The following is a 23918-nucleotide window of genomic DNA, read 5'->3' on the forward strand; positions in this document are numbered from 1 at the left end:
CCCGCCACGGCAGCGCAACAAGGCGAACGCCCCCCAGTTCCGCCGCGTGCTAGCATCGAATTAACCTCGGCCCCCCATACCACGCCCGTTGATGCTGCGCGGCGCCGCAGCGTCGAAATCGCGTCTGCCGGCAGTCCTCAGCTTGCCCTTGCCCCGCCGCCGATCGTATACTGCACGGCTGTTTAGTGCTTTGATCGCAGGGAGGGGGCGTCGCCATGGATGTGGCAGCATTGCTGGAACGAGTTCGAGCCCGGCGCGATTATGCCGGTCAGATCGAACATGTCGAGGTCCTTTCGGAACGCCCTGGTAAGTTCGCCGAGCCGGCCACGCCGCTGCCAGAGCCTCTCATGCGGCTCCTGGCGGCCCGCGGGATCGAACAGCTCTATTCACACCAAGTCGCCGCCTTGGAGGCCGCTCGGGCCCGTCGCGATTTGGTGGTGGTCACCGGCACCGCCAGCGGGAAAACCTTCTGCTACAACCTGCCAATTCTGGAATCTGCCCTGGCGGGGACCAACTCGCGGGCCCTTTATCTCTACCCTACGAAGGCACTCGCCCAGGACCAGCTCAAGGGCCTACTCGAACTCACCGCGGGAGATGCGGAGCTCGCCGCCGCGATTCGCCCCGGCGTTTATGACGGCGACACGCCGACCGCCCAACGCCGCCGCATTCGCCATGAAGCGAATCTGGTGCTCTCGAACCCCGACATGCTCCATGCGTCGGTCTTGCCTTACCATCCGAAGTGGGCCGACTTCTTCACCGATCTTCGCTACATCGTCATCGACGAGGTTCACACCTATCGCGGCATCCTTGGGGCCCACGTCTCCGCCGTGCTGCGGCGACTGCTGCGAGTCTGCCGACACTACGGCAGCGAGCCGACTTTCTTGGCCACGAGCGCGACGATCGCGAACCCTGGCGAGCTCGTCAGCCGATTGATCGGTCGCGAGGTCGACGTGATCGACGACGACGGCTCGCCGCGCGGCCGCAAGTATTTCGCGCTCTGGAACCCCGCTCCGCTGGGCGTCGACGCGCTCGCCCGCCGCAGCGCGAACGACGACGCGGTGATGTGGCTGGAGGAAGCAGTCGAAGCCGAGGGCCAAGCGCTCGCGTTTACTCGCACGCGGCAAAGCGCCGAGCTGATTCACCGCTACTTGCGCGACGCGCTCGATGCGAAACGCTCGAAGCATGCCGACAAGGTTCGCGCGTATCGCGGCGGCTACCTACCGAACGAACGGCGCGAAATCGAGCAAGACTTATTTGCCGGCCGACTGCGAGCCGTGGCCGCGACGAATGCCTTGGAACTTGGCATCGACATCGGTTCGCTCGACGTCGCCCTGCTGGTGAACTACCCCGGCACGATCGCCAGTTGTTGGCAGCAGGCGGGGCGGAGCGGCCGCCGGCATGACGAGAGCCTCGCCGTGCTGCTCGCCGGCAACGACCCCGTCGACCAGTATCTGCTCCGCCGGCCCGAGTATTTCTTCGCCCAGTCGCCCGAACATGCGGTGGTCGATCCCGACAATCCCTACGTGTTGGCCCGGCATCTCAAGGCCGCGGCGTTCGAACTGCCGCTCGAAGACGACGACCTTGCCACGTTCGGGCCCTTGTCGGCGCCTATCATCGACGCCCTCTGCCGTGAGCAGCAACTCGCCGAGGTGCGCGGCGCTTACTATCATCCCGGCGGCCAAAATCCCACGATCGGCGTCAGCCTCCGCCACATGAGCGACAATACGTTTAGCATCGTGCTCGTCGAAGGAGGACGGGGGAAGACGGAAAGGGGAAGTTTTGGGTCGCCGTCGCAAGTTCCAAAGTCAGTAACAGCCCACTCGGTACTCGCCAACGTCGATTCGATCAGCGCCCCGGAGCTCGTCTATCCCGAGGCTGTTTACCTTCACAACGGCGAAACCTACCTCGTCCGCGAGCTCGATCTCAACGGCAAGATCGCTTACGTCGAACGCCGAGAGACCGACTACTACACGCAGGCGGTGCTCGAAAGCAGCGTCGTCGTCACCGCCGCGCGCGCGACGAGCGACGCCGTGCCGCGGGCGGCGCTGGTCTACGGCGACGTCGACGTCAGTTGGCAGACGGTGGCGTTCAAGAAGATCAAGTTCGCCACCCGCGAGAACATTGGTCTCGGTCCCGTCGACATTCCTGCGCAGCAATTGCAGACCACCGCCCTGTGGCTTACGCCCGACGATTCAGTTCGCGCTGACCTCAAGGCCGCAGGGCTCCGCGCGAGCGAGGGCATCGTGGGCCTTCGCAATCTGGCCGTCGTCGCCCTGCCCTTCGTTGCGATGTGCGACAGCCGCGACCTCGGCGGCGTCGTCAACAGCCACAACACGGGGAAGCCGACGATGATTCTCTACGACCGTTACCCCGGCGGACTCGGCTACAGCGAGAAAGGCTTTGCGCGGATCGACCAGTTGCTGGAGATCTGCCGAGAGATGGTGTCGAGCTGCCCCTGCGAAGCGGGTTGCCCGAGTTGCGTCGGGCTGCCGAACCACCGCCCGGCGATTCACAGCGATCTCGACCTGACTCGAGGTCACCCGATGCCTGACAAGGCGGCAACGCAAATGATGTTGGAGTTGTTATGCGCGCGGAGCGGGGTCGCGGCGGCTACGGCTGGGGTTTGATGCGGGATGCATCGATGATGCTTGGATGACGGTTGAAAGGTCGTAGGCGTCGGACTCAGTGGGCGCCCATTTGGCAGCACTAAACATCTCCTCGCGTCCTTCCCATGTTTGACGACGGCTTACGCCTACGGTTGGAATCGCTGAACCGCGCACCGCTGCCGGCGATCGCGGCGCCGCCGGCGGTTCGCCTCCCCACGGCAACGGCGCCGGCAGCGACTCACGCCGACACGCGCGGCAAGGCGCCTTCGCCATTGCGGCCCGGCGTGGTGCAGCCGATCACTGGCCTGGTTCGGCGCGGGGAGGTTGTCGCCAATGGATGTGGCGAGCACTGGCGGGTTTGCGTGCCGCTGGAAGAACTCTGGCCTGGCGGCGAAGCGCTCGTCTCGAAACGGCACGCGCGCCTGGCGCGTGGAGCCTCCGGCTCCCTCCTTTCGGAGGGGATGGCTGAGCAGGTGGGAAAAGCGCCGGTACACGCCGCGCCCCCCTCGCCTCCGCGACGAGGGGAGAGGCCCGCTGTCATCCAGAATTTCGTTGCCGCGTTTCCTGAACGCGCGCTGCTGCTCGATCTCGAAACCTGCGGTCTGAGCGGGAGCGCCTTGTTCCTGGTCGGCCTGCTCAGGCCGATCGAAGGACGGCTGACCGTCGAGCTTCTCTTCGCACGCGACTATTCTGAAGAGCCGGCCGTGCTCGCCAGTCTTTGGCAGCGCGTCGACGCTGAGGGCGTCGTCGTCACCTTCAACGGGAAGAGTTTCGATTGGCCGATGGTCGTCGACCGCTCACGTCGGCACTTACTCTTCCGCGGCCAACGGCCGCCCGCGCCGGCACATCTCGATTTGCTCCATCCCGCACGGCGCCGGTGGCGCGGCGAACTGCCCGACTGCAAGCTGCAGACGTTGGAGCAGCGCATCTGCGGCCGCTCGCGTACCGACGACATCCCCGGCAGCCAGATTCCCGCCGCCTACCACGAGTACGTACGCACCGGTTTTGAACGTGAGATGGATGCGATCCTGCTCCACAACGCGATCGACCTGGTGACGTTGCTCGATCTGGCAATGCGACTGGCGGGTTGATAGCCACTGACGCGAACACGCGCGCAACAAAAAAGGCCGCGAGCGGCGTCTGCCAATCTCGCGACCTTCTTCGTGTAACAAACTTCCGGCCTGATTGCGACTGGGTGGAGTCGCTGGAAGAAAGACGTGCGTCGAACAGCGCTGCGCGCTGCCATGTAGCCGATGCAGGCCTATCCGGTAAATTGGTCCTCCCGACGGAATCGTGACCAGAAGCTTGAATTGTTATCTCCGCAACCGGCGGGTGTTCGCTGGTCTGGAGCCTTCGTTACGTTGCAGCAAACCTATCGGTTCGCAGATCCCGCGAGCGTGACTTTTTTCTCCCTCGCGAGGGACGGACATTACACCGTAATTCTAGTCCGTGGAATAGCGGCTGCGAGGAAAATTCTACGGTTGCAAAGCGCGTGCCGAGAGAGGCTTGGAATGGCGCTCTAAAGCTTGCCGATGGCCGGTCGTGAGTTGTCGCTGGCCAAATGCGGGCAGCCGAACCCCAGGGCAGCGGCTGCTGACAATCGACGCCTACGCAAATAGCGCTGTCACCGCCGAGCCTTTGACGAGCTCGCGCGGCTGCTTCAGATGGTTGTAGACAATCGTCTGCGGCTCGATGCCCAGGGCGTAGTAGACCGTCGCCAACAGCTCGGTCGGATGGACCGGATTCTCGGCCGGGGCGCTGCCAGTCTTGTCGCTGCTGCCGTACACCAGCCCGCGCTTGATGCCGCCGCCAGCCAGCATGCCGGTGAAGCAATAGGGCCAATGGTCGCGGCCATCGTCGCTGTTCGAGTTGCCGGACGTGCTCAGGCCCCGCTGCGGGCTGCGGCCGAACTCGCCGACCGCCACGACCAACGTCTCGTCGAGCATGCCGCGCTGATCGAGGTCGTTCACCAGCATCGACAGCCCCGCATCAAGCATCGGCGCTGCGACTGTCTTGAGTCGGGTGCTTAGATCGGTGTGCGTATCAAACGAATGATTCTGGCCGTTGGCGACGTTCGGCCAGAGGACTTCAACGACGCGCGTGCCAGCTTCAATCAACCTGCGCGCGAGCAGGCAACTTTGTCCGAAGGCGTTCTTGCCGTAGGCCTCACGCAGGGGATCGGGCTCTTGGCGCAAGTCGAAGGCCTGCCGCGCACGCCCGGAAACGATGAGGTCAAGCGCTCGCGTATAGTTCTCGTCGAGCTTGTAGTTCGCGACGGCCCGTTCGAGCGACGGCATCCCTTGGCTAATCGAGTCGCGCAAGCGCGCCCTTCGCAACAGCCGCGACGACGGGACTTCGGCGCGCAGCTCGAGGTCGGAGACGCTGATCCGCTCCATCTTTTGCAGGTCGAGATCGTCGCCGTCGGGATAGAGCGTGTAAGGATCGTAGCCCTTGCCGAGGAAGCCGGCCGAGCCGCCTTTGCCGATGACGTTGCTCTCTTGCAGCGGGCGCGGGAGCATGACGAACGGCAGCATCGGTTCTTTCGACGGCCGCAGCGCCGTGATTTGCGCGCCGAAATTGGGGAAGTCTTTTGGGCTCGGCGGTTCCAGTTGCCCCGACGGGCTCACCTTGTCGGTCGTGTATCCGGTCATCATCTGGTAGATGGCGGCCGTATGATTGAATAGCCCCACCGGTTCGTACGCCATCGAGCGAATGAGCGTGGTGCGGTCGATCGTCTGCGCGAGCTTCGGCAGCAGTTCGGTAAACTTCACGCCGGGGATGCAGGTCGAGATCGGCTGGAAGACGCTGCGGATATTGTCCGGCACGTCTTCTTTGGGATCCCACAGGTCGAGATGGCTGGGACCCCCCTGCAGATAAACCATGATGACGCTCTTTGCGGCGCCGAATCCGCGCGGCGGCCTCGACGGGGCAAGAGCTTGGCCGGCCGTGTCGGCCACCGCTCGTTGCAGGCCGAGGATATCGGCCAGCGACAGACCGAGAATCGACGAACCGCCGACGCGCAGCAACTCGCGGCGAGAAATCTTCGCGGGGCGATCGCATGTGTCGCGGCCAGCGGCGCCAGGGATAATCAGCATGGCGATTCGTCTCGAGTGATGAGGAGGATGACAGCGAGCCGGGGACGTGAGGCGCCCCGATGCCAGTCTCCCTTCATTATGACCATTTTTCGCCGCTTGGGGACAACCCTTTGCGTCCGGATGCGGCGAGAATTGGTTGGAATGGGCCGTTCTAACCCGCCCCAGCCCGTCGAATCGGCCTTGCCTCGTCATTGCGAGGGCCGTACAAGTTGGCTCGAAAACTGAGCCCAGGTGCGCCGGCGGGCGACTGCCAGTAGTCGGAGGCACGCCTGCATCCGGGCGCCATCCGGAGGCCGTGGCCCTTCGACTAAAGGTCCGGCTGAACTGCGGCGCGCAGGCGGCGATCGTTTGAGACACCGAGGGAGTGTAGACATGGCCGCCAAATCGATGCTCCGCCATATCGCATTTTGGGCGCTGCTGGTCACGTTCGGCGTCGGCGTCGCTGGCTCGCTGGGCCGCGCCATCGAAATCGAAAACTTGCCGAAACCCGTGACGCCGGCCGATCGATTCAAAGCCGGCGGTCGTCAGGTAGGGCTCTACGACATGCTGCGCGTCGGCCTCAAGGCGAAGACCGAGGCCGACTTCAAGTACATAGCGCAGGTCGTCAAACTCGTCGACGAGGGGAAGCTGCCGCGCGACATGGTCGAGTCGAGCTTCCTCTACGCGCGCTATCGGTATCGCACCCATCCCGGCAGCTTCCAGTTGCGGCCGATGGTGTACTTCCAACCGTCGCTGACCGCGCGGGCGAAGAAGATCGGCGTGATCCTGGAAGGGAGCGTCCTGTAGTTGCCGTGACGCGCGCCGCCTCGAAGGTCGGCTAGCCAATCGAATGTCAATAGGTTACATTTCGGAAGCTAGCTGATTGCCTTTAACCGACGGGGACGTGCGGGTCTATGGCCAAAAAACCAGCGAAGAAAGCTGCTCCTGCCAAGAAGAAGGCTCCCGTGAAAAAGGCGGCCAAGGCCGTCGCCAAGCCGGCAGCCGTCAAGAAGAAGGTCGCTAAGAAGGCCGTCAAGAAAGCACCCGCACCTGTGAAAAAAACCGTCGTGAAGAAGGCCGCCGTCGTGGCCGCGCCGAAGAAGGCCGTTGCCAAGAAGGCGGTCAAGAAGGTCGCTGCGTCCAAGGACGGGGCTCCTGTCAAGAAAAAGGTCGTCAAGCGCGTCCGCACGAAGGAAGTCCGGCTGAAGGCCTTCTGGGGCGTCTTCAATCAGACGATGCGCCGCGTCGCCGTCTTTGAATTCGGCGATCGGAAAGAAGCCGATAAAAAGGCGGATGACCTGACCAAGTCGGGAAAGTCACCGCACTTTGTCCAGCTCGTCAAAGAGCAGATCGTCGAGTAGCTCTCGGCCGATTGTGAGTTCTGAAGAATTGAACCGCCAAGGACGCCAAGTGCGCCAAGGAAATGCGGGGAGATAGAACAACGACGGCACGAGGAGCACGCCGAAACACAAGAAGCTGAGGAACCGCCGATAAACGCGAATGAACGCAGATAAAATTTACTTGCGTTTATCAGCGTTCATCGGCGGTTCCTTTTTTACTTGTATTTCCTAGGCGCATTTGGCGTCCTTGGCGGTTCAATCTGCCGAACCCAAGATCGGCTGCAGCTGCTCGACCGTCGCCGGCTTCGCCAAATCAAGTTTGCCAAAGCCGCGCAAAGCCCCGATCTTCATCGCCGCTTCGTGATGCTCGTCGTAATTCGTGATCAGCATCGTCGGCGCGTGCGCGACGTCGGCCGCGGCTTTGATCTGGCGAATCACCTCGACCCCGTCGGAGTAGTCCATATCGAGCTTGCGGTTTACAAGCACCAGATCGATATGGCCGCCTCGCAGCGCAGCGAGTGCGTCGTCGGCGCCGTCGGCTTGCAGCACCTCGCAGTCGAAATGCTTCGCGAGGAAACGCTTGATCGACGAGTGATCAGGCCCGCAGTTGCCGACGTCGAGGACGCGCTTCTTCATTTTCCGTCCGGCGTAATCGCGAATAGGTGAGTCTGATTGCCGACGTAGAGGACGTTGTCGGCCACGATTGGCGTGCCGTACACGCTTGCTCCCATATTACGCGTGCCGTAGTACGGGACCATCTCCCCGTCTTCCTCGCGCATCGCTTCGGCGGGGTCGGCCGAGTGCTTGAAGACCGAGATTTCGCCGTCTTCGTCGCCAATATAAACCTTGTCTTCCACGATCAGCGGAGAGCCCCACGCCGCGGACAGCATGTCGTAGACCCAATTCACCTTGCCGGTCTTCGCGTTGAGGCAATGGAACAGTCCGCTGAAGTCGGCAATGTACAAGACGTCGTCGCGGATCGCCGCCGTGCCGATGCTGCGATGGAACTGTTCTTCAAAGGCAATGTCCTTATCGCCGTCGCGATCGTCGATCGTGTATTCCCACACGACGGCCGAGTTCGGATTCGGCCGGGCGAAGTCCCCTTCCTTCTCGACGACGGCCTGCACCCGCTTGTGCGGGATCGGGTTCTTCGGGTCGGAGGCATTGAACGCCAGTTCCTTGCTGACGTCGCCGCGCTTGGTCGGGTCGATGCACCAGAAGGTGCCGACACCTTCGCCATGCTCGGGATCCTGGCCGGTGGCGACGTAGACCTTGTTGTCGTAGACCACGGGGGTCGAGATGATGTCGTTGCGCGTTCCCTTGCCCATGAGCTCGAGCTTGGCCGTCTTGGGGTTCGAGTCGAACTTCCACAACAGCTTGCTTTTGCCGTTTTCACCGGCAGGGTCGAAGCTGTAGATGTAGCCGTCGCCGCCGCCGAAGATCACTTGCGGCTGCCCGTCGATCACCGCATACGTGGGCGACGACCACTGCCCATGGTGAATGTTCAGACCAGGCGAACTGTCGGTCCAGAGCACCTTGCCGGTATTCTTGTCGATCGCGAAGAAGCTCGGCGCATCGGGCGCGGGGATGTAATTGTGCTCGACGTCAACGCCGTTGGAGGTGCAGACGAACAGCGTGTCGCCGGCGGCAGTGAGGGAACAGCTGCACATGTTGTGCTGCGAGATTCCCATTTCTTTCATCATGTCGTATACCCAGACGACGTCGGCCTCTTGCTGCAAGTTGGCCGAAATGTTCGTTGCCTGGGCCGTGAGCGCCTTGATTTTCTCTTGAGTCTTCGCATCGGCGGTCGGCTGGGCCTGCAGCGCTTTGATCTGGCCCTGGATCTGCGCCTTTCGCTGGGCGATCTGAGCGTCGATCACCTTTTGCTCATCGACGTAGGGTCCGTCGTTCTCGCCATCGTGAAAACCTTCGGCGTCGAGGCAGCGGACTTCGCCCATGTTCGTCACGAACCACAGCCGGTCGCCCTCGGAGTACGCCGCGCTGCAGACCCCCTGCAGCGGCCAGTCGTACACGCGACCGGCGGGGTGCTTTTCATTGGTGTGCTGCCACAGGAACTTGCCGTCCTTGATATCGAACGCGAGCATGCACCCCAGATCCGTGCCCGGAGCGAATCTCTTGAGCCATTCCCCGCCGTTGTTGGTGCCGACAAACACCTTGCCGTTGTTCACGACAGGATTGCCATAGGTTTGTGAACCGAGCTTCGCGACCCACTTGATGTTCTTCGCGTCGGTTGGATCCCAGGCGCCCGTCTTGTAGTCGAACTCGCCGATCTCCCATTCGGTCGGAATATTCTTGCCGACCGGCGTGTTATTGCGGATCGAAGAACCGCCCCACTGCGGCCAGTTGACGTTGGGCTGGTTCGGATCAACGGCTGCCGCCGGGGCTGCGGCGGCCGGTTTGGGATCTTTCGGCGCCGGCACGTCGGCCGCGATCGCCAAGCTGAGGGCGCCATACCCGGTCAGTCCGAACAGGGCCAACAGACTCGCGACGCTGAGGGTTCGTTTGCTCATGGAAAAGCTCGATTGTTCCAAAAGTTTCTGGCGTTGATTTGGCGAGCCGCGGGGTGTTATCCCCGCGGCCATCCCGCCGCAAGCGGCGGGGCGAATTGGGCGTGTTCAGCTGGCGGGCTCTACTTGGCCCAGATGATCATTCCACAACTGGGGCGTATCCCCATCGTTACGCACGCTGCCGGCTACTCGTTTGGCGTGACCGAAATATTATCCATGTAAAAAACGGCCTCCTGCGCCTGACCGAAAATACCCGGACTACCGGAAGTGATCGGGGACTTGTCGGTCATCTCTAGGCTCCAGTCCTTCGGCTCGTCCTGGTCGCGGAGCCAAATCTTGCCTTTCACGTCGGCCGTGCCGTCTCCCTGCTGCACCTGCAGTTTCAAGCGATACCATACGCCCGGTTGGGGGACGAACTCGACCTCCGCCGCCGTCCGGTGGTCGTGGGCCAGCCAACTGTAGATTCTCAACTTGCGGTCGCCCGCACGAAGCGACAGCGTATAGCCGCTATCGATGATGCCGACGTCAGGCATCCGCCCATTTTTCTCGGTCAGACGGAAGTCGCCCTGGATGGTGTAATTCTGCATCCCGCTGGGGCCCATGAACAGCTGGCTGCGCGTGCCGAGCTGGTTCTTCGGATTCGTCGGCGTCGGCAGTACGTCCAGCTTCTTGGCGACCTTGTTTCCTTCCAGATCCTCGATGACGTAGCGAATGCGGCCGCCGATCCAGCTCAGCGGCATGTCCTTCTCTTTCTCGAAATCGAACTGCCACGGCAATGGCGGCACCAATCGGACGCGCGCCTTCGCTTTCAAATCGCCCACGGCGGCGATCACCAGCGAGCCAGTATGGCCCTCGCGTTTCGCAGCGGTGTAGGCGCCGTCAGCCGAGATCTCGCCCGCTCCTTGCACGGTGAATTTTACTTCGTCGGGAGCGGCGATCCGCAGGAACTGCCCACGAGCGTTGTAGAGTCGCACCGTGAACTTCTGCGTCCCTTCCGGCGCCAGGGTCGCGTCGTATGGCGAGATGAGCAAGGTCGCGGGTTTCTCATCGGCGGTCACCGGCGGCTCTTGCTCCGGAGTCGGCAACGGATCGGCCGACGGCTCGACGTCCTTGTTGCCGATGCAGTACAGAGCTTCCGACGTCGGCAGATAGATGCGGCCATGGGAGACGATTGGCGAGCCGTCGTTCTGGTCGGCCTGACTGAGCCGCAGCTTCTGCAGTACTTGCGCCCCGTCAGGCTTCGGCTTGAGGGCATACCAAATGCCGCTGTTGGTGCAGAGATAAACCTTGCCGTCAGCGTAGACTGGCGTGCTGCGCATGACTGTGCCGAGCGCCTGTTTTCCGACGAGCTCGCCCGTCGCCGGATCAAGAATCTGTAGCTTGGCGCCGTCGGTTACCACCCACAAGCGATCCTCCACCATGACGGGCGAGCTTTTGCCCGCCATCAAGGTGTATTGAATCCACTTCTCCTTGCCCGTCAGATCGCCCCGCAACGTGGCGTCAATCGCCACCACGGCGCCTTGCGTACTGCCGACCAGGTTCTCTTCGCTATGGCCGCAGTAGACCACGTCGTCGATCACGATTGGCGAGGCATTGATGCTGCGTTGGCTGAGCGGGAAGTTCCAGAGCTGCTTGCCGGTGCGCGGCTGCAGGCCCCACACCTTGCCGTCAGCCCCGCCGAAGATGAGCTGCGCTTCGCCCCCCACCACCTCCGCCACCGGGGTGCTGTAATTCGTATCGGGCGGCGAGATCGTCGTCCCGGCAAGCCAGCGGAGCTCCCCCGTCTTCTTCTCGAACGCCATGAAACGGTGCGCCGGGCGGGCGAGGCCGTCAAAGTCGGGCGTGTCTCCCCAGCTCACCAAGATGGCGCTAATCAGCACCAGATCATCGAACATGATGGGGTTGTTCGTGCGACCCCCGTAGGTGCTGATCGTGCCGAATTCTTCCAGCAAATTGCGCGACCAGACGATCTTGCCGGTCTCGCCGTCGAGACAGGCGAAGACGCCGCCGACTCCCTGGGCGTAAATGTACCCCGTCTCGGGGTCGCCCACGACGTTCGACCAACCGAGCCGCGTGTCGGGAACGTCGGTGAGGTAGACGTCGAGCCGCCGTTCCCACTTCTGCTCGCCCGTGGCTGCATCGACGCAAACGACTTTCTCGCCTTCATCAGCGGTGCCGGGTTTGTCGCGCACCGTGACGTACAGCTTGCCGCGCAGCACGATCGGCGTCGACCGCGTGCCAAGGTCCGATCGCTTCCAAAGGAGATTTCCATTGTCGCCTCCCTTGGGATTCCACTTCTCGACGAGATTCTTCTCCGTCGAGATCGAATTCTGTTGCGGGCCGCGCCAGTTCGCCCAATCCATGGGATCGATGGCGACCGGCGCTGCAGGCGCGGCGGCGTCTACTGCCTTGACCGGCGCTTCCGCTGCTCCGACCGCGGGCTTGGCAGACGCCTTCGCAGCCGGCTTCTCCTGCGCGGCGAGCGGCTGCAGCGGGGAAAGACTTACCAATGCGGCTAGCGATAGCGGGGCCAACCAGCGGCGAGTCATGAACCAACAAGTCGCAGCGAGGCCGAGCGGTCGGAGCTTCATGTAGGTACTCTTGCGATTCGGTTTGGACATTGAGGGGCCAGAATGCGCCTCGACCTTGCCTGAGAGAAGTCGGGTCGCACGTTGGGAAGGGATGTTGGTCGGAAGGCGGATGGGGATTGCTCCCCTCCTTCAAAGCAGGGCTCGCCGCGCTGGGATCTGTTCCTGGTAGACCTTGCCGATTGGGTCGACGCCAGGCGATCGGTAGAGTTTGTCGCCTGGGTCGCTGCGCCAGCCGCCGTGCGTGCGAGCTTGGTAAACCATAGCAGATTTTCCGGCTGTAGGCCATGCTCGGCAACGCGCACGGGGCCTACAACCGGACCCCCGGGAAGAGCCTCCGCGGGCGGCAAAGTTTACCTAACAGTTGACGTAAGCCACTTGCTGAAAATTACTTCCGCACTTCTCAAGGCTCGTTCTCGGAGCGGCCGATATCACCGGTGTCGCAAGCCAAGCACTCACGTGTCACTGCGACACAAGCATAGAGCGACGGCAACCGGTAGTGACTAAACCGAGCCATGGACTGGCTCGACCGGAGCCGCCGCCCACCAGTGGGGGTGATCCCCGCGACAACCCGCCTTGCCGACCTCGGCCCCGCCTCGGCTTAACTCCCGCCCCGTACATTCCCGCCCACCGGCCGCCTCGGCCGAAACCTGTCGCCACGACAGTCACAGGGAGTGATCCGCCGCGCGAGCGCCGTGACGTCAAGATGTCGCTGTGGTTGCCCCTCACGCAAAAGGAGACGTGGTTCGATGAAAGGTAACTTGTTGGGAGCGCTGTTGGTGAGCGTCTGCCTGGCAGGCCAGAGCTTCGGCGCTGGCATGCTGGACCGGATGCTCGGCGGCGGCTGCGGCTGCGACTCGTGCGAGCCGTCTTGTTGCTGCGAGAAGTCGTGCGGTTGCCCCAGCGATGACTGCTGCGAAGATCCGTGCTGCGGATCGAGCTGCGGAAAATCTCGCTGCTGCATCCTCGGACGTCTGTTCGGCGGTCACAAGCACAGCTGCTGCGAAGCCAGCTGCGGCTGCGAAGATCCGTGCTGCAACGACGGCTGCTGCGGCGACGACGCTTGCTGCGAAGCCAGCTGCGGTTGCCCGGATGACTCGTGCTGCGACAAGGGTTGCGGCTGCAAGAAGCGTTGCTGCTTGCTCAACCTGTTCGGCAAGCACAAGTGCTGCAAAGACAGCTGCTGCGAAGCCAGCTGCGGTTGCGAAGACCCGTGCTGTGCCACCGACGGCTGCTGCGGCGACGACGCTTGCTGCGAAGCCAGCTGCGGTTGCCCGGACGACTGCTGCGAACCGGCTTGCGGTTGTGCTGCTAAGAGCTGCTGCAAGAAGGGTTGCTTCCTGAGCCGCTTGTTCGCTCGTAAGCACTGCTGCAAGAGCAGCTGCTGCGAAGCCAGCTGCGGCTGCGACGACAGCTGCTGCGAAGCGAGCTGCGGTTGCGACAGCGGCTGCACCAGCGGTTGCTCGTCGTGTGCCCCGGCTGCCGGCGAAGCCGCTGCCCCTGAAGCTGCTCCGATCCCGCCAGCCCCGGTCGCTGACCCGGCTGCTCGGATTGCCCAGCCCCGCAAGGTCGTCTCGGCCAGCTTCGTCCGCTAGGACTTAGCTAACCGACCGACAATAGAGACCCCCTCTGAGGACCTGTCTCGAGCCTTCGGGCTCGGGGCAGGTTCTTTTTGTTGATAGATGCAGAACGAACGTCCGTGGTCAGTGGTCCGTAGTCAGTGGCGAGTAGCCGCGGGTCAACGACCCGCCGGAGCGAAGAACAGCAAGCCGCGGGTTTCATCCCCGCGGTCATCCAGAAGCCCGCCAGCAGGCGCCGATAAAACTCTAGTCGCCGCGGCGAGATTCTCCCCCTACACTCCCCCGCAACTGACGACGGACGACTGACAACGGACCACCGACTACGGACGTTCGCCATGCTTGTCAGCCTCCGTCGTATCGCCGCAGCCATCCTCCTCTCGTCGCTGGCGTCGCCAACTTGGGGACAGCAACCCCCGGCGATCGACCCCAGCCGCGCCAAACTCGCCGCGCAAATCAGCCAGCTCCTCGAAGAAGCGATCCCCGTCAACTACGACAAACGTAAGGACTGGGGCGCCCAAACCGAAATGGTCGTCGGCCTCCGCACCGAGGGGAGCGGCCTGCATACGAAGATCCACCGCAAGAAGAAAATGGTGGACCACGGCGTCTGGAAGCATTACCGGCTGCGCGTCGTCGAGCCGGAGAAAAACCTTTCGGTCCAACTCACGCGCCTCGAACCAATCGCCGGCGGCCGCGTTGGGTTCACGCTCCGCATCGACGCCAAGCTCGACGCTTGGGCCCGCGCCAAGATCTACCAATACGGCGTCCACATCATCGCCCTGGAAGTCGAAGGCGACATGCGGATGATCCTCGACCTCTCGGGCGAGATCGGCCTGCAGGTCGCCGCGGTCAACGGCGCCCCCGGCATGACGGTCGACCCCCGCGTCACCGAGGCGAGACTTCAGCTCGAAGAGTTCCACATCCGCCGCGTCAGCGAAGCCCGCGGCCCGATCGTCAAGGAACTGAGCGGCGGCGTGCGGCGCCTGGTCGAAGAAGAAGCCAACGGACCGGAGCTAGTTGAGAAGCTCAACCGCGCGATCGACAAAAAACGGGATCGCCTCGTCTTCAGCACGAGCGACTGGTTGAAGTCGCCTTGGTCGAGTGCCCAGTAGCCGCGGGTCAACGACCCGCGGGAGCGAAACGAGACCCAGCGAGCCGAAAACTAAGCGAGCTGCGGGGTTCATCCCCTCGGCAGTCAGCGCGCTCACCACAGCCGGAGGCCCACGGCCTCCGGTCGGCGTCACGCTTCGAGGCGCCACCTCCAGCAGCGTCGGGAGCCTTCCCAAGTTCAATCGGCTTGGAACGCGCCTCCCCGCCTCCGCCCGGACCGCGTGGCGGTCCGGCTAACTGCGAAGCGAGTTGCAGAAACGGTCGTCGCGTACATTCCTCTTGTTCGTGGCGCAGTCGCGAGCGATGATGCCGATGGGCCGCTGTCTCAGCGATCCAATTTGCGATTCCTCTCGAAGTATTCGCCGCGTGCATTCTTTTCTCGCTACCGTCGCTTACGTCGCTGTGCTGCTGGCAGCCGCTGTGATGACTTTCGGGGCGTCGCTAGGAATCGTTGTTTCGCTTCTGGTGGCATGCTTTTGGCGGATAGCGTTTGCCGGCCAGGTGCGAATTCGAGCGATTGAAGTTGTGCTTGTGGTGCTGATTCTTGGCGCGACGATGGTCTCGGTCGCAGTCGACTCCGTGTGGCGAGATGGGCGCCCAAACTCAAGGCGCGGCGACTCGTGCTCCGCAAATCTCCGCGGTTTTGCAACTAGCCTACTGAGTAAAGCAGATCGCACCGGGCAACTGCCCCATGCGGCGACAAATGGGCCGAACGGCCGGCCGTTCCACAGCTGGCGCATCTTAACCCTATCAAATATTGAACAAAGTGAGATTGCCGACGCTTATCACCGGGAGGAGCCCTGGGACAGCCCACACAATTCCGAGTTGGTGTCGACACAGATCGAGATGTTCCAATGCCCTAGCGACCACTCGTTATTCCACGAACGACGCCCAGCAACGACGAGCTATTTCGCCGTTGTCGGTCCTCAAACGGCTTGGCCGCCGGATCGTGGCTTGCCGCTCGATGAGATTACTGACGGTCGCGATCAGACAATCTTGCTCCTCGAAGCCGCCGGGCTGGAAGTGCCGTGGGGGAAACCACAAGATCTCTCGTTCGACGAGGCGGTTAGTATTCTGACATCGGAACCCGACGAGCGCGTTGCTCACATTGGAGGCGTCAACGCCGCCTTTGCTGACGGTTCGGTTCGCTTCCTGCCTGTCCCGATGAACCGCAAGATGGCCGAGGCATTGCTGACCGCCCGCGGGGGCGAGCGGATCGATTGGAGCACTTTTGAACGTGATGCACAGCCACAACCCGACCAAATGAATCGCTTCCAATTGACTCGCTACCCATTGATCGCCTTTGCGATCGTCGCTCTGTGGCCCTTCCGGTGGCTCCTCCGCAAACGTCCCGCCTAGCCCCCCGGTTCTTCAAACCATTGACGAAGGCGTTGCGCTCAACGGTGTCGGGAGCTTTTTGCCACTGGAGAGTTTGCTGACGGTGGAGCGCCTCTAGTGGCAAAAGGCTCCCGACACCTTCCATGCTCACGCCGACCGCGCCCGCTTCGCCGTTACAAAATGCTCCGGCGGCATCAGCATCGAGGTCACGCGGAAGCCGAACTTCTCGCCGACTTTCACCGCCTCGCCGACGGCGACGGCGTTCTCGCCCACGAGCAGTCGCAATAGCTCTTCGCACCCTTTGTCGAATTTGATGATCGACCCCGGCGCCAGGGCAATCACTTCCTGCAGCGTTTCCTTCTTGCTCGCGAGTTCCACGCTCACCGGCACGCTGATCTTCAGCAGGCTGCGCGAATAGCGCGGCAGGTCGCCCAGATCGCTGGCGTGGCGCGACGGCGCCGCCGGTCGCGCAGCGGCCGCCGGTTTGGCCGTCGCGGCCGGCTTGGGAGCAGGCTTCGCTTCAGCTGCAGGGGGAGGACTCGCCGCGGCAGCGGCGGGCGCCGCAGCGGCGTAAAGCGCTGCCGGCGCGGTCAGAGGCCAGATCAGTCGGAGCGATCCAGACTTCTCGCCGCTCGTGAGTTGCAACGCCACGTGGGTGGCGCCGTCGTTCATCCCGGCGGCTGCGAGCGCCTCTTTTAGGTTGGCGACGTGGCTCGCCTTGGTTTCGCCGACGGCGAGTGCCTCCGGCAGCACGAGCATGCTCAGCTCTTGCGCCAGCGTTGCTAGCTTACTTGTCCCGGTCGCGTCGGGCGTCTTGTACCAATCGGGCAGCAGGCCGCTCGCTTCCGGCAAGACGATCGCCAGGGCGGCTGGGCCCACATGAAACGCCAGCGCCAGTCCCGAGCCATTGAGCTCCTCGCCGAGCTGAGCATCGGCAACGGTCGTCGCCTCGCCGACGGTCACGGCAAACGCTCCGCCCAGCGCCCGCGTCAGTGCTTCGCCCGTTTCGCCGGCGCCTTCGCGGCAAACTTCCAGCAGCGAGCCGGCGAGTTCGGGATTCAGTTCACTCATCACGCGTGCCATCAAATGTTGCGGGCAACGCCACGTCTGAGGAGTCCGGACGGCGTGGCGACGAAAAGACGTACTCGCCTAATCGTTATCGTCAGTTCGACCGGCAAACTTGACTGGGCCAGCGGTTTGGTCTCAATCCTGCCAGTTCGCTGGACTGGCGGTCGTCCGGGCTGCCGATCTCCGTCGCCCAACGGGCCAGGAACCGCCGGCTTTCCGCCGTTTCGCCCTGAGCGTCGGCGTTCGCTGGCCGCCGCGAGAATCGGCACGTCGGTTGCGAAAGTTGTTCGGCCGCGGGGGGATTATTTGAGTACGCCCATCGGATCCCGATGAAACGACGACACATTTACGAGGAGGAGAAGGTCATGAAACGGTTTACTTACACGGCGGCCGCATTGTTTGGCATCGCCGCGCTGTCGTTCGCGCCGCTCGCTGCGGCACAGAGCGGCGGCGGAGGTGGTGCAGGCGGCGGGGCCTCGGGCAGCGGCGCAGGAGCAGGAGCCGGAGCTTCCGGTGCGGGGGGAGTCGGCGCGGGAACCGGCATCGGAACCGGTGCTGGAGTCGGCGCTGGCGCGTCAGCCGGTGGAGCTCGCGGAGCGCAAAGCGGCACGGCTGAGAGTGGCAGCATTGGCGCCTCGACCGACGCCGGCGCTATCGGCACGGGCAACACGGCCACCGGCGCCAACGGCGGTGGCAGCTTGAACGCGCAAACTGGCGCCGGCGCCGGAGCCGGGCCCAACTCGAGCGTCGGCCCAACGACCGCCGGCAACCCCGCCGGTTTTACCGGAACGACGCCTGGCGTGACGGGGCGGGGAACTTCCGCCACAGGCGGCGGCATCAATGGCTCGGGCGTTGCCACCGGTCCGAGCGGAACGAATACAAATTCGTCAGCTTTAGGCGCCGGCGCCACGGTGGGCTCGCAAGCCAACTCGGGTGCGAGCAACCTTTCGGGAGCGACGTCGCAACCGACCGTAGGTGCAGGCGCCGCCATGGGAACTGGCGCGGGAGCGGGCGTCGGCATGAACGGCGCGGCCGGCGTCCAGGCTGGCGCCAATCTCAATGCGGGCGTTAACCAAAACGGCGTCAACAATTCCGCCGCCGATGACCGCAGTGCCCGCTGGCGCTTCAAGCAACACAACGGCGAATGGTGGTATTGGAACCCCGGCAACTATTGGCAGTATCATCGCGCCGGCAATTGGAGCCGCTACGATCAGGCCAACTACAGCTATCCGCAAGGCTATCGCCCCGGGATGCAAGGTAACGGCGGCGGATATCGTTACGGCGCCGGCTACCGTGGCTATGCCAATCCAGGTTATGGGTATGGCGGTTCTCGTAACGGATACGGATACGGGAATGGTTACGGAAACGGTTACGAAAATGGAAACGGTTACCGTAACGGCTACAACAACCAAGGCTACCGCGCTGGCGCCAACGTGGGCGGGGCCATCGGCAACGCCATCGGCGGCCAACAGGGGGGTAACGTCGGGGCCGCCATCGGCGGCGCTCTCGGAGCCGACTGAGGAACGAAGAGTGGTCTACAGCCTTGGCGAATAGATCAGCGCGAACGAGAGCTTCACTCTCTCCGACGGGTGGATCGTCAGCAGACGGTCCGCCCGTTTTTTTGTGCGCTGAGCTGAAAAGCCGCCGCGAACCCCAACCTGCCGCAACCTGCCATTTTTCATATAATGAAACGGCTAGTCAGTCTGAGTTCAGAATGACTGAATAGTTGCCGCAAAGCACAACTCGTTTCATCGTCGCCGCCCATGACCATCGCCGTCCCCACTGCCCCGCAGTTTGAACTCCAACCCTACAAGTCGCTCTCGAACGACGAGCTGCAGCAGCGCATTGACAAAGTTCGCCAGCAGCTCGGCTCGCGCTTGCTCATCCTGGGCCATCATTATCAGCAAGACGAAGTCATCGCGCTCGCCGACCTCAGCGGCGACAGCTACCAGCTAAGCCAAATGGCCGCTGCCAGCGCCGACTGCCGCTACATCGCTTTCTGCGGCGTTCACTTCATGGCCGAGACGGCCGACATTCTCGCCAACCGCCCCGACAAACTCGCCGACCGCCACGGCGAGCGCGTGCAGGTCGTCCTCCCCGATCTCGCCGCCGGTTGCTCGATGGCCGACATGGCCGGCATCCGTCAAATCGAATCGGCGTGGGATCAACTCGCCGAGGTGATCGATACCGAGGACATCACGCCAGTCACCTACATCAACTCAGCGGCGAGTTTGAAAGCGTTCGTCGGCCGCCACGGCGGCATCGTCTGCACCAGCAGCAATGCCAAAGCCGCACTGGAGTGGGCGTTCGCCCGCACGAGCCGTGTGATGTTTTTTCCCGATCAACACCTCGGCCGCAACACGGCGACGGGGATGGGCATCCCACTCGAGCAGATGCCGGTCTGGGATCCCTACGCCGACGAACTCGGCGGCAGCACCGCCGAGCAGATCCAAGCAAGCCGCGTGATCCTCTGGAAGGGCCATTGCAGCGTCCACCAGATGTTCCGCCCCGAGCATGTAGCGCTCGCCCGCAAAAATCACCCCGGCATCAAGATTCTCGTGCATCCCGAATGTCCGCGCGAGGTGTTCGAACTCGCCGATGAATCGGGCAGCACCGGCAAGATCATCAAGACAGTCGAAGCAGCCCCGCCCGGGACGAAGTGGTCGATCGGCACGGAGCTGCATCTGGTGAACCGCCTCAAGCAGCAACACCCCGAGCAGGAGATTCACTTCCTCTCGCCGGTCGTCTGCATGTGCGCGACGATGTATCGCATCGACCTCGCCCACTTGGCGTGGAGCCTCGAAAACCTCGCCGCCGGCACGCCGGTGAACGTGATCGAAGTTGACGAAGAAACGGCTAAGTGGTCGCTCGTCGCGCTTGAGCGCATGCTCGAAGTAAAGTAACCCACTTAGCCCCCAGCTCTACAAACCGGGCTCCGCGCGACATCGCATCCACCCCCGATTTGAAGAACCGGGGGCTAAATGCATCGCCCGCCGTTCACTTCCCCACCAGCTTCGCGGTAATCTCCGCCACATGCCGCCCCTGAAAGCGCGCAATCGCCAACTCATTCGCGCTCGGCTGCCGTGATCCGTCGCCGCCGGCCAACGTCCCCGCTCCGTACGGCGAACCGCCGGTGATCTCGTTCATATTCGTCAGCTCCTGGCAGCTGTACGGCACGCCCACGATGATCATGCCATGATGGAGCAGCGTCGTGTGAAAACTGGTGATCGTCGTCTCCTGCCCGCCATGCTGCGTGCCGGTGCTGGTGAAGACGCTCCCCACCTTGCCGATGAGCGCCCCCTTGGCCCACAGCCCGCCCGTCTGATCGAGAAAATTCCGCATTTGCGCCGCCATGTTCCCAAACCGAGTCGGCGTGCCGAAGATGATCGCGTCGGCATCGGCCAATTGCGCCGGAACGGCGACCGGCACGCTTGCAAAACCGTCGCGCGCCTTTTTTGCGCCGCTCTTTTCTAGCGCCGCCTCGGGAATCAATTCCGCCACCTGATAGAGCGAAACCTCCGCCCCCGGCACGCTCCTGGCTCCCTCCGCCACGGCCTCGGCCAGCTGATGAATATGCCCGTACATACTGTAAAAAATCACTTGAATTTTCATGGCGGAGTCCTCGTAGCTTCGGGGCTGGGGAAACGATGGGCGAAGTCGCGCAACCGGATCAACATTTGCGAGCGAACAGCGGCGACGCCATTGATCTTAGCACTCTCGGCGACTGCATCTAGCGGCGCGAATCCCGGCAACGACAATAGGCTGGATGAGCCCAAACAACGTCTCCGCCGCCGCTCCCGACCCCGTCGACTCACCGGAGCGATCCTCGCGCCTGCTCGATCTCGTCCTTGCGGCGACCGTCGCTCTCAGCGCTTGGTTGATCTTCCAGGTCCAGCCGATGATTGCCAAGCGAATCCTCCCCTGGTTCGGCGGCGGCACGGCCGTCTGGACCACGGTCATGCTCTTCTTTCAGTCGGCTCTCTTCATCGGGTACCTCTACGCGCACCTAACCACGACGCGACTTAGTTCCCGCCGGCAGGTTCGCTTCCATGTGACGCTGCTCGCCGTGGCTGCAATGCTCGCCGCGATTCTTGGAGTTCTACCCAGCGACGAGTGGCGTCCGACCGACAGCAACCGACCCGCACTTCACATCCTCGTCATGCTCGCCGCCGCGGTAGGCCTCCCCTACTTGACGCTTGCCGCCACGGCGCCGTTGACGCAAGTCTGGTTCGCACGCATTCATCCGGGCCGTTCCCCTTATCGTCTTTACGCACTTTCGAATGTCGGATCGTTGGCTGCACTTCTCAGCTATCCCTTCCTGGTGGAGCCAAATCTCGGCGTGGCCAGTCAAGGAACTGCATGGACGTCGCTCTTCGTCCTCTTCGCGCTTCTCTGCGCGTGGAGCGGACTGGCGTCACTTCGGCCCAGTTCCGCAGCGTCCGACGGTAGCGGCTCTTTGCGAGACGCCGCCGCTCCGATGGGCGACGCCAGCGAGCGAAAACGCCCGCTGCAGCGTTTTTTCTGGCTGGCTTTGCCAGCGGTGGCGTCGGTAGCCCTGTTGGCGATCACCAATCATCTTTGCCAAGACATTCTCTCGGCGCCGCTGCTCTGGATCGCGCCGATGGTCGTCTACCTACTCAGCTTCATTCTCACATTCGATAGCGATCGCTGGTACCGTCGCGACGTCTGGATGACTCTCGGGGCGGTCGCCTCGTTTGCAGCGGCGTTCACCTGGCAGCGCAGAATTCATATTCCCATTGGCGTGCTCCTCGCCGTCAATCTCACGCTGCTCGCCGCAATCTGCATGATTTGCCACGGCGAACTTGTTCGGCTTCGGCCCTCCACGCGCCGGTTGACGGCGTTCTATCTCAGCATCTCGGCCGGGGGCGCCATCGGCGGCTTCCTGGTTGGCATCGTTGCGCCCCTATTGCTTGACGATTACTACGAACTTCAACTGAGCCTCGTCGCCGCCTGGCTGCTGGCATTCGCTTTACTCGTGACCGACCGTACTTCTCCGTTCTTCGATGGCGGTAGAGGAATGGCTTTCAAAGGCCTCCTTGGCGCGATAGGCGTCCTGGCTGCCTTATGCGTATTCATGTATGTCGGCGTGTCGCGTCAATGGGATGGCCACATCGCGCAGGATCGTAGTTTCTTCGGAGTTCTCAAGGTGCGATTTCTCCGCGCATCGACCGGGGAAGAGTACTACGGGCTGACCAACGGGCGCATCTCTCACGGCGGTCAATTTAAAGATCCTCAACAACGCCGCGTTCCTATGCTTTATTACCATCCCGACAGCGGCGTCGGCAAAGTTCTCACTCAACGCGATCCGCAATATCCCCGTCGCGTCGGCGTCATCGGCCTCGGAGCCGGGACGATTGCGGCGTACGCCGAACCGAAGGAAACCTTTCGCTTCTACGATATCAATCCGCAAGTCATCACTTACGCCAAACGAATCTTCACCTATCTCGACGATGCTCGCGATCGGGGAGCTACCATTGAAATCGTCGAAGGGGACGCGCGGCTGGCGCTAGAGAGCGAGCCGCCGCAGAACTTCGACGTCCTCGTCCTCGACGCCTTCAACAGCGATGCGATACCCGCCCATCTGCTCACGCGGGAAGCATTTGCACTCTACCTGCGCCACCTTCAGGATCCCAACGGAATCCTGGCCGTCCACATCTCCAGCGATCACTTGGAGTTGACCCCGGTCGTCCGCGCCGCGGCCGAGCATTTTCAACTCGATGGGATCGTTCTAGATGTTCCGCCCGACGGCACGCCGGCCACGGCGGCCTGCGTCTGGATTGTCCTCGGCCGAGGCGCCGGCCGACTTTCAGGCCAAGGCGTTGGAACGCCACTGAGCGAATACGCCAAAGACCGTCCAGAGGCGAACTGGACCGACGATTACAGTTCGCTCCTCGATGTGCTGGTTCACTGATGCCGTCAACTTGCGGCGTCAGCACTCTTTCTTTGCGACTTCGCGCCTTTGCGTGAGATCAAGTGTGCGCCTGTTTCACGCAAAGGCGCGAAGGCGCAATGATAAGAGAAATGACGTTCATTACCCAGCATTTGGCCGATGTCGCGTTCTTCGTCATCCGTCGTCTCTCGTCGCGTCCGTCGTGCCATTGTGGTTCAATTTTTTCGCCCCCGAGCAGAAGCTAGCGAGTGACTTGGTGACAGGGCGCCGGCCACTTCGTCTGCCAAAAAACTCCGCTTGCTAACTATGACGATAGTCGTAATACTACCCACGTCGTAGTTCACGGCTCGTTCACATCGAGAAACGTCGCCTCGCATGCCCGCCAAAAAGCCACTCCCCCGCCTCGCCGCCGGCGAACTTGAAATGCTCCAGATGCTCTGGCGCGAGGGGAGCGTCACCATCAGCCAGGCCCAGCAGGCCCTGGGCCTCCCCATCGGTTACACCACCGTCCAGACGCGGCTCAACCGCCTGGTGAAAAAGGGCGCCGCCGCTCGCACGCCGCAGCGGCCCGCCAAGTATTCCGCCGCCGTCACTGCCGCCGACGTGGGGCAGACCGATCTCGACATGCTGGTCGAGCGCGTGACCGCCGGCCGGGTGACGCCGCTCGTGGCGCACCTGTTGGAGCGGCACAAGCTCTCCGCGGCCGAGATTCAGGAACTGAAAGCACTCGTCGCCGCGGCGGAACGCAAATCCCGCCGTCGCCAACCGTAGCGAGAGA

General features: G+C 62.8%; 18 protein-coding genes. 11 read left to right on the plus strand and 7 right to left on the minus strand.

Annotated features, from left to right (window positions below):
• The first annotated feature begins 215 nt into the window (after positions 1-215).
• Positions 216-2627 carry a DEAD/DEAH box helicase gene (locus tag I41_RS01515; protein WP_145430308.1) on the plus strand — a complete coding sequence of 804 codons (2412 nt, stop codon included), beginning with the start codon at positions 216-218 and terminating at the stop codon, positions 2625-2627.
• A gap of 104 nt (positions 2628-2731) precedes the next feature.
• The gene (locus I41_RS01520) at positions 2732-3697 is read left to right on the plus strand and encodes a ribonuclease H-like domain-containing protein (protein ID WP_145430310.1); all 966 of its coding nucleotides are present in this window, start codon (positions 2732-2734) and stop codon (positions 3695-3697) included.
• A 516-nt stretch (positions 3698-4213) separates the two neighbouring features.
• Here the strand turns inward: I41_RS01520 and I41_RS01525 are convergent.
• Complete coding sequence (locus tag I41_RS01525) at positions 4214-5701, minus strand: DUF1501 domain-containing protein (protein ID WP_145430312.1); 1488 nt, start codon at positions 5699-5701, stop codon at positions 4214-4216.
• Positions 5702-6073: 372 nt separating this feature from the next.
• On the opposite strand from I41_RS01525, the gene I41_RS01530 reads away from it, so the two are divergent.
• Positions 6074-6487 carry a hypothetical protein gene (locus tag I41_RS01530; RefSeq protein ID WP_145430314.1) on the plus strand — a complete coding sequence of 138 codons (414 nt, stop codon included), beginning with the start codon at positions 6074-6076 and terminating at the stop codon, positions 6485-6487.
• 107 nt (positions 6488-6594) lie between these two features.
• On the plus strand, positions 6595-7041 hold the full coding sequence (locus tag I41_RS27875) for a hypothetical protein (RefSeq protein WP_246133774.1): 447 nt from the start codon (positions 6595-6597) through the stop codon (positions 7039-7041).
• 234 nt (positions 7042-7275) lie between these two features.
• Here the strand turns inward: I41_RS27875 and I41_RS01540 are convergent, their stop codons facing one another.
• The 4 genes from I41_RS01540 to I41_RS28210 all read right to left on the minus strand — a co-directional run bounded on the left by I41_RS01540 (position 7276) and on the right by I41_RS28210 (position 12400).
• The gene (locus I41_RS01540) at positions 7276-7656 is read right to left on the minus strand and encodes a response regulator (protein ID WP_145430315.1); all 381 of its coding nucleotides are present in this window, start codon (positions 7654-7656) and stop codon (positions 7276-7278) included.
• Positions 7653-9551, minus strand: a complete 1899-nt coding sequence (locus I41_RS01545) for an outer membrane protein assembly factor BamB family protein (protein WP_246133775.1) — start codon at positions 9549-9551, stop codon at positions 7653-7655. Before I41_RS01545 ends, I41_RS01540 begins: the two co-directional genes overlap by 4 nt.
• A gap of 182 nt (positions 9552-9733) precedes the next feature.
• Positions 9734-12139: a PQQ-binding-like beta-propeller repeat protein gene (locus I41_RS01550; protein ID WP_210421086.1), complete on the minus strand. Its 2406-nt coding sequence runs from the start codon at positions 12137-12139 to the stop codon at positions 9734-9736.
• Between the two features lie 129 nt (positions 12140-12268).
• Complete coding sequence (locus tag I41_RS28210; protein ID WP_261342473.1) at positions 12269-12400, minus strand: hypothetical protein; 132 nt, start codon at positions 12398-12400, stop codon at positions 12269-12271.
• Between the two features lie 485 nt (positions 12401-12885).
• On the opposite strand from I41_RS28210, the gene I41_RS01555 reads away from it, so the two are divergent.
• The 3 genes from I41_RS01555 (at position 12886) to I41_RS27880 (ending at position 16182) form a co-directional block, all read left to right on the plus strand.
• Positions 12886-13731: a hypothetical protein gene (locus I41_RS01555; protein WP_145430319.1), complete on the plus strand. Its 846-nt coding sequence runs from the start codon at positions 12886-12888 to the stop codon at positions 13729-13731.
• Between the two features lie 320 nt (positions 13732-14051).
• Positions 14052-14825 (plus strand): hypothetical protein, encoded by a 774-nt coding sequence (locus tag I41_RS01560; RefSeq protein WP_145430321.1) that lies wholly within the window; start codon positions 14052-14054, stop codon positions 14823-14825.
• Between the two features lie 553 nt (positions 14826-15378).
• The gene (locus tag I41_RS27880) at positions 15379-16182 is read left to right on the plus strand and encodes a DUF1559 domain-containing protein (RefSeq protein ID WP_261342501.1); all 804 of its coding nucleotides are present in this window, start codon (positions 15379-15381) and stop codon (positions 16180-16182) included.
• A 126-nt stretch (positions 16183-16308) separates the two neighbouring features.
• Here I41_RS27880 and I41_RS01570 read toward each other — a convergent pair whose 3' ends face one another.
• Positions 16309-17232: a FliM/FliN family flagellar motor switch protein gene (locus tag I41_RS01570; RefSeq protein WP_145430325.1), complete on the minus strand. Its 924-nt coding sequence runs from the start codon at positions 17230-17232 to the stop codon at positions 16309-16311.
• 362 nt (positions 17233-17594) lie between these two features.
• On the opposite strand from I41_RS01570, the gene I41_RS01575 reads away from it, so the two are divergent.
• Positions 17595-18749, plus strand: a complete 1155-nt coding sequence (locus I41_RS01575) for a hypothetical protein (protein WP_145430327.1) — start codon at positions 17595-17597, stop codon at positions 18747-18749.
• A gap of 243 nt (positions 18750-18992) precedes the next feature.
• Entirely contained in the window at positions 18993-20132 is a 1140-nt protein-coding gene (gene nadA, locus I41_RS01580) for a quinolinate synthase NadA (protein ID WP_145430329.1), read from the plus strand.
• Between the two features lie 94 nt (positions 20133-20226).
• Here the strand turns inward: nadA and wrbA are convergent, their stop codons facing one another.
• Entirely contained in the window at positions 20227-20841 is a 615-nt protein-coding gene (gene wrbA / locus I41_RS01585; protein ID WP_145430330.1) for an NAD(P)H:quinone oxidoreductase, read from the minus strand.
• Positions 20842-20995: 154 nt separating this feature from the next.
• Here wrbA and I41_RS01590 point away from each other — a divergent pair, with 154 nt between their 5' ends.
• Both I41_RS01590 and I41_RS01595 read left to right on the plus strand, forming a co-directional pair.
• On the plus strand, positions 20996-23161 hold the full coding sequence (locus I41_RS01590; RefSeq protein WP_145430331.1) for a fused MFS/spermidine synthase: 2166 nt from the start codon (positions 20996-20998) through the stop codon (positions 23159-23161).
• 354 nt (positions 23162-23515) lie between these two features.
• The gene (locus I41_RS01595) at positions 23516-23911 is read left to right on the plus strand and encodes a BlaI/MecI/CopY family transcriptional regulator (protein WP_145430332.1); all 396 of its coding nucleotides are present in this window, start codon (positions 23516-23518) and stop codon (positions 23909-23911) included.
• Positions 23912-23918: the final 7 nt, after the last annotated feature.

The sequence above is a fragment of the Lacipirellula limnantheis genome (assembly GCF_007746075.1).
In the GTDB taxonomy this organism is placed as follows: domain Bacteria; phylum Planctomycetota; class Planctomycetia; order Pirellulales; family Lacipirellulaceae; genus Lacipirellula; species Lacipirellula limnantheis.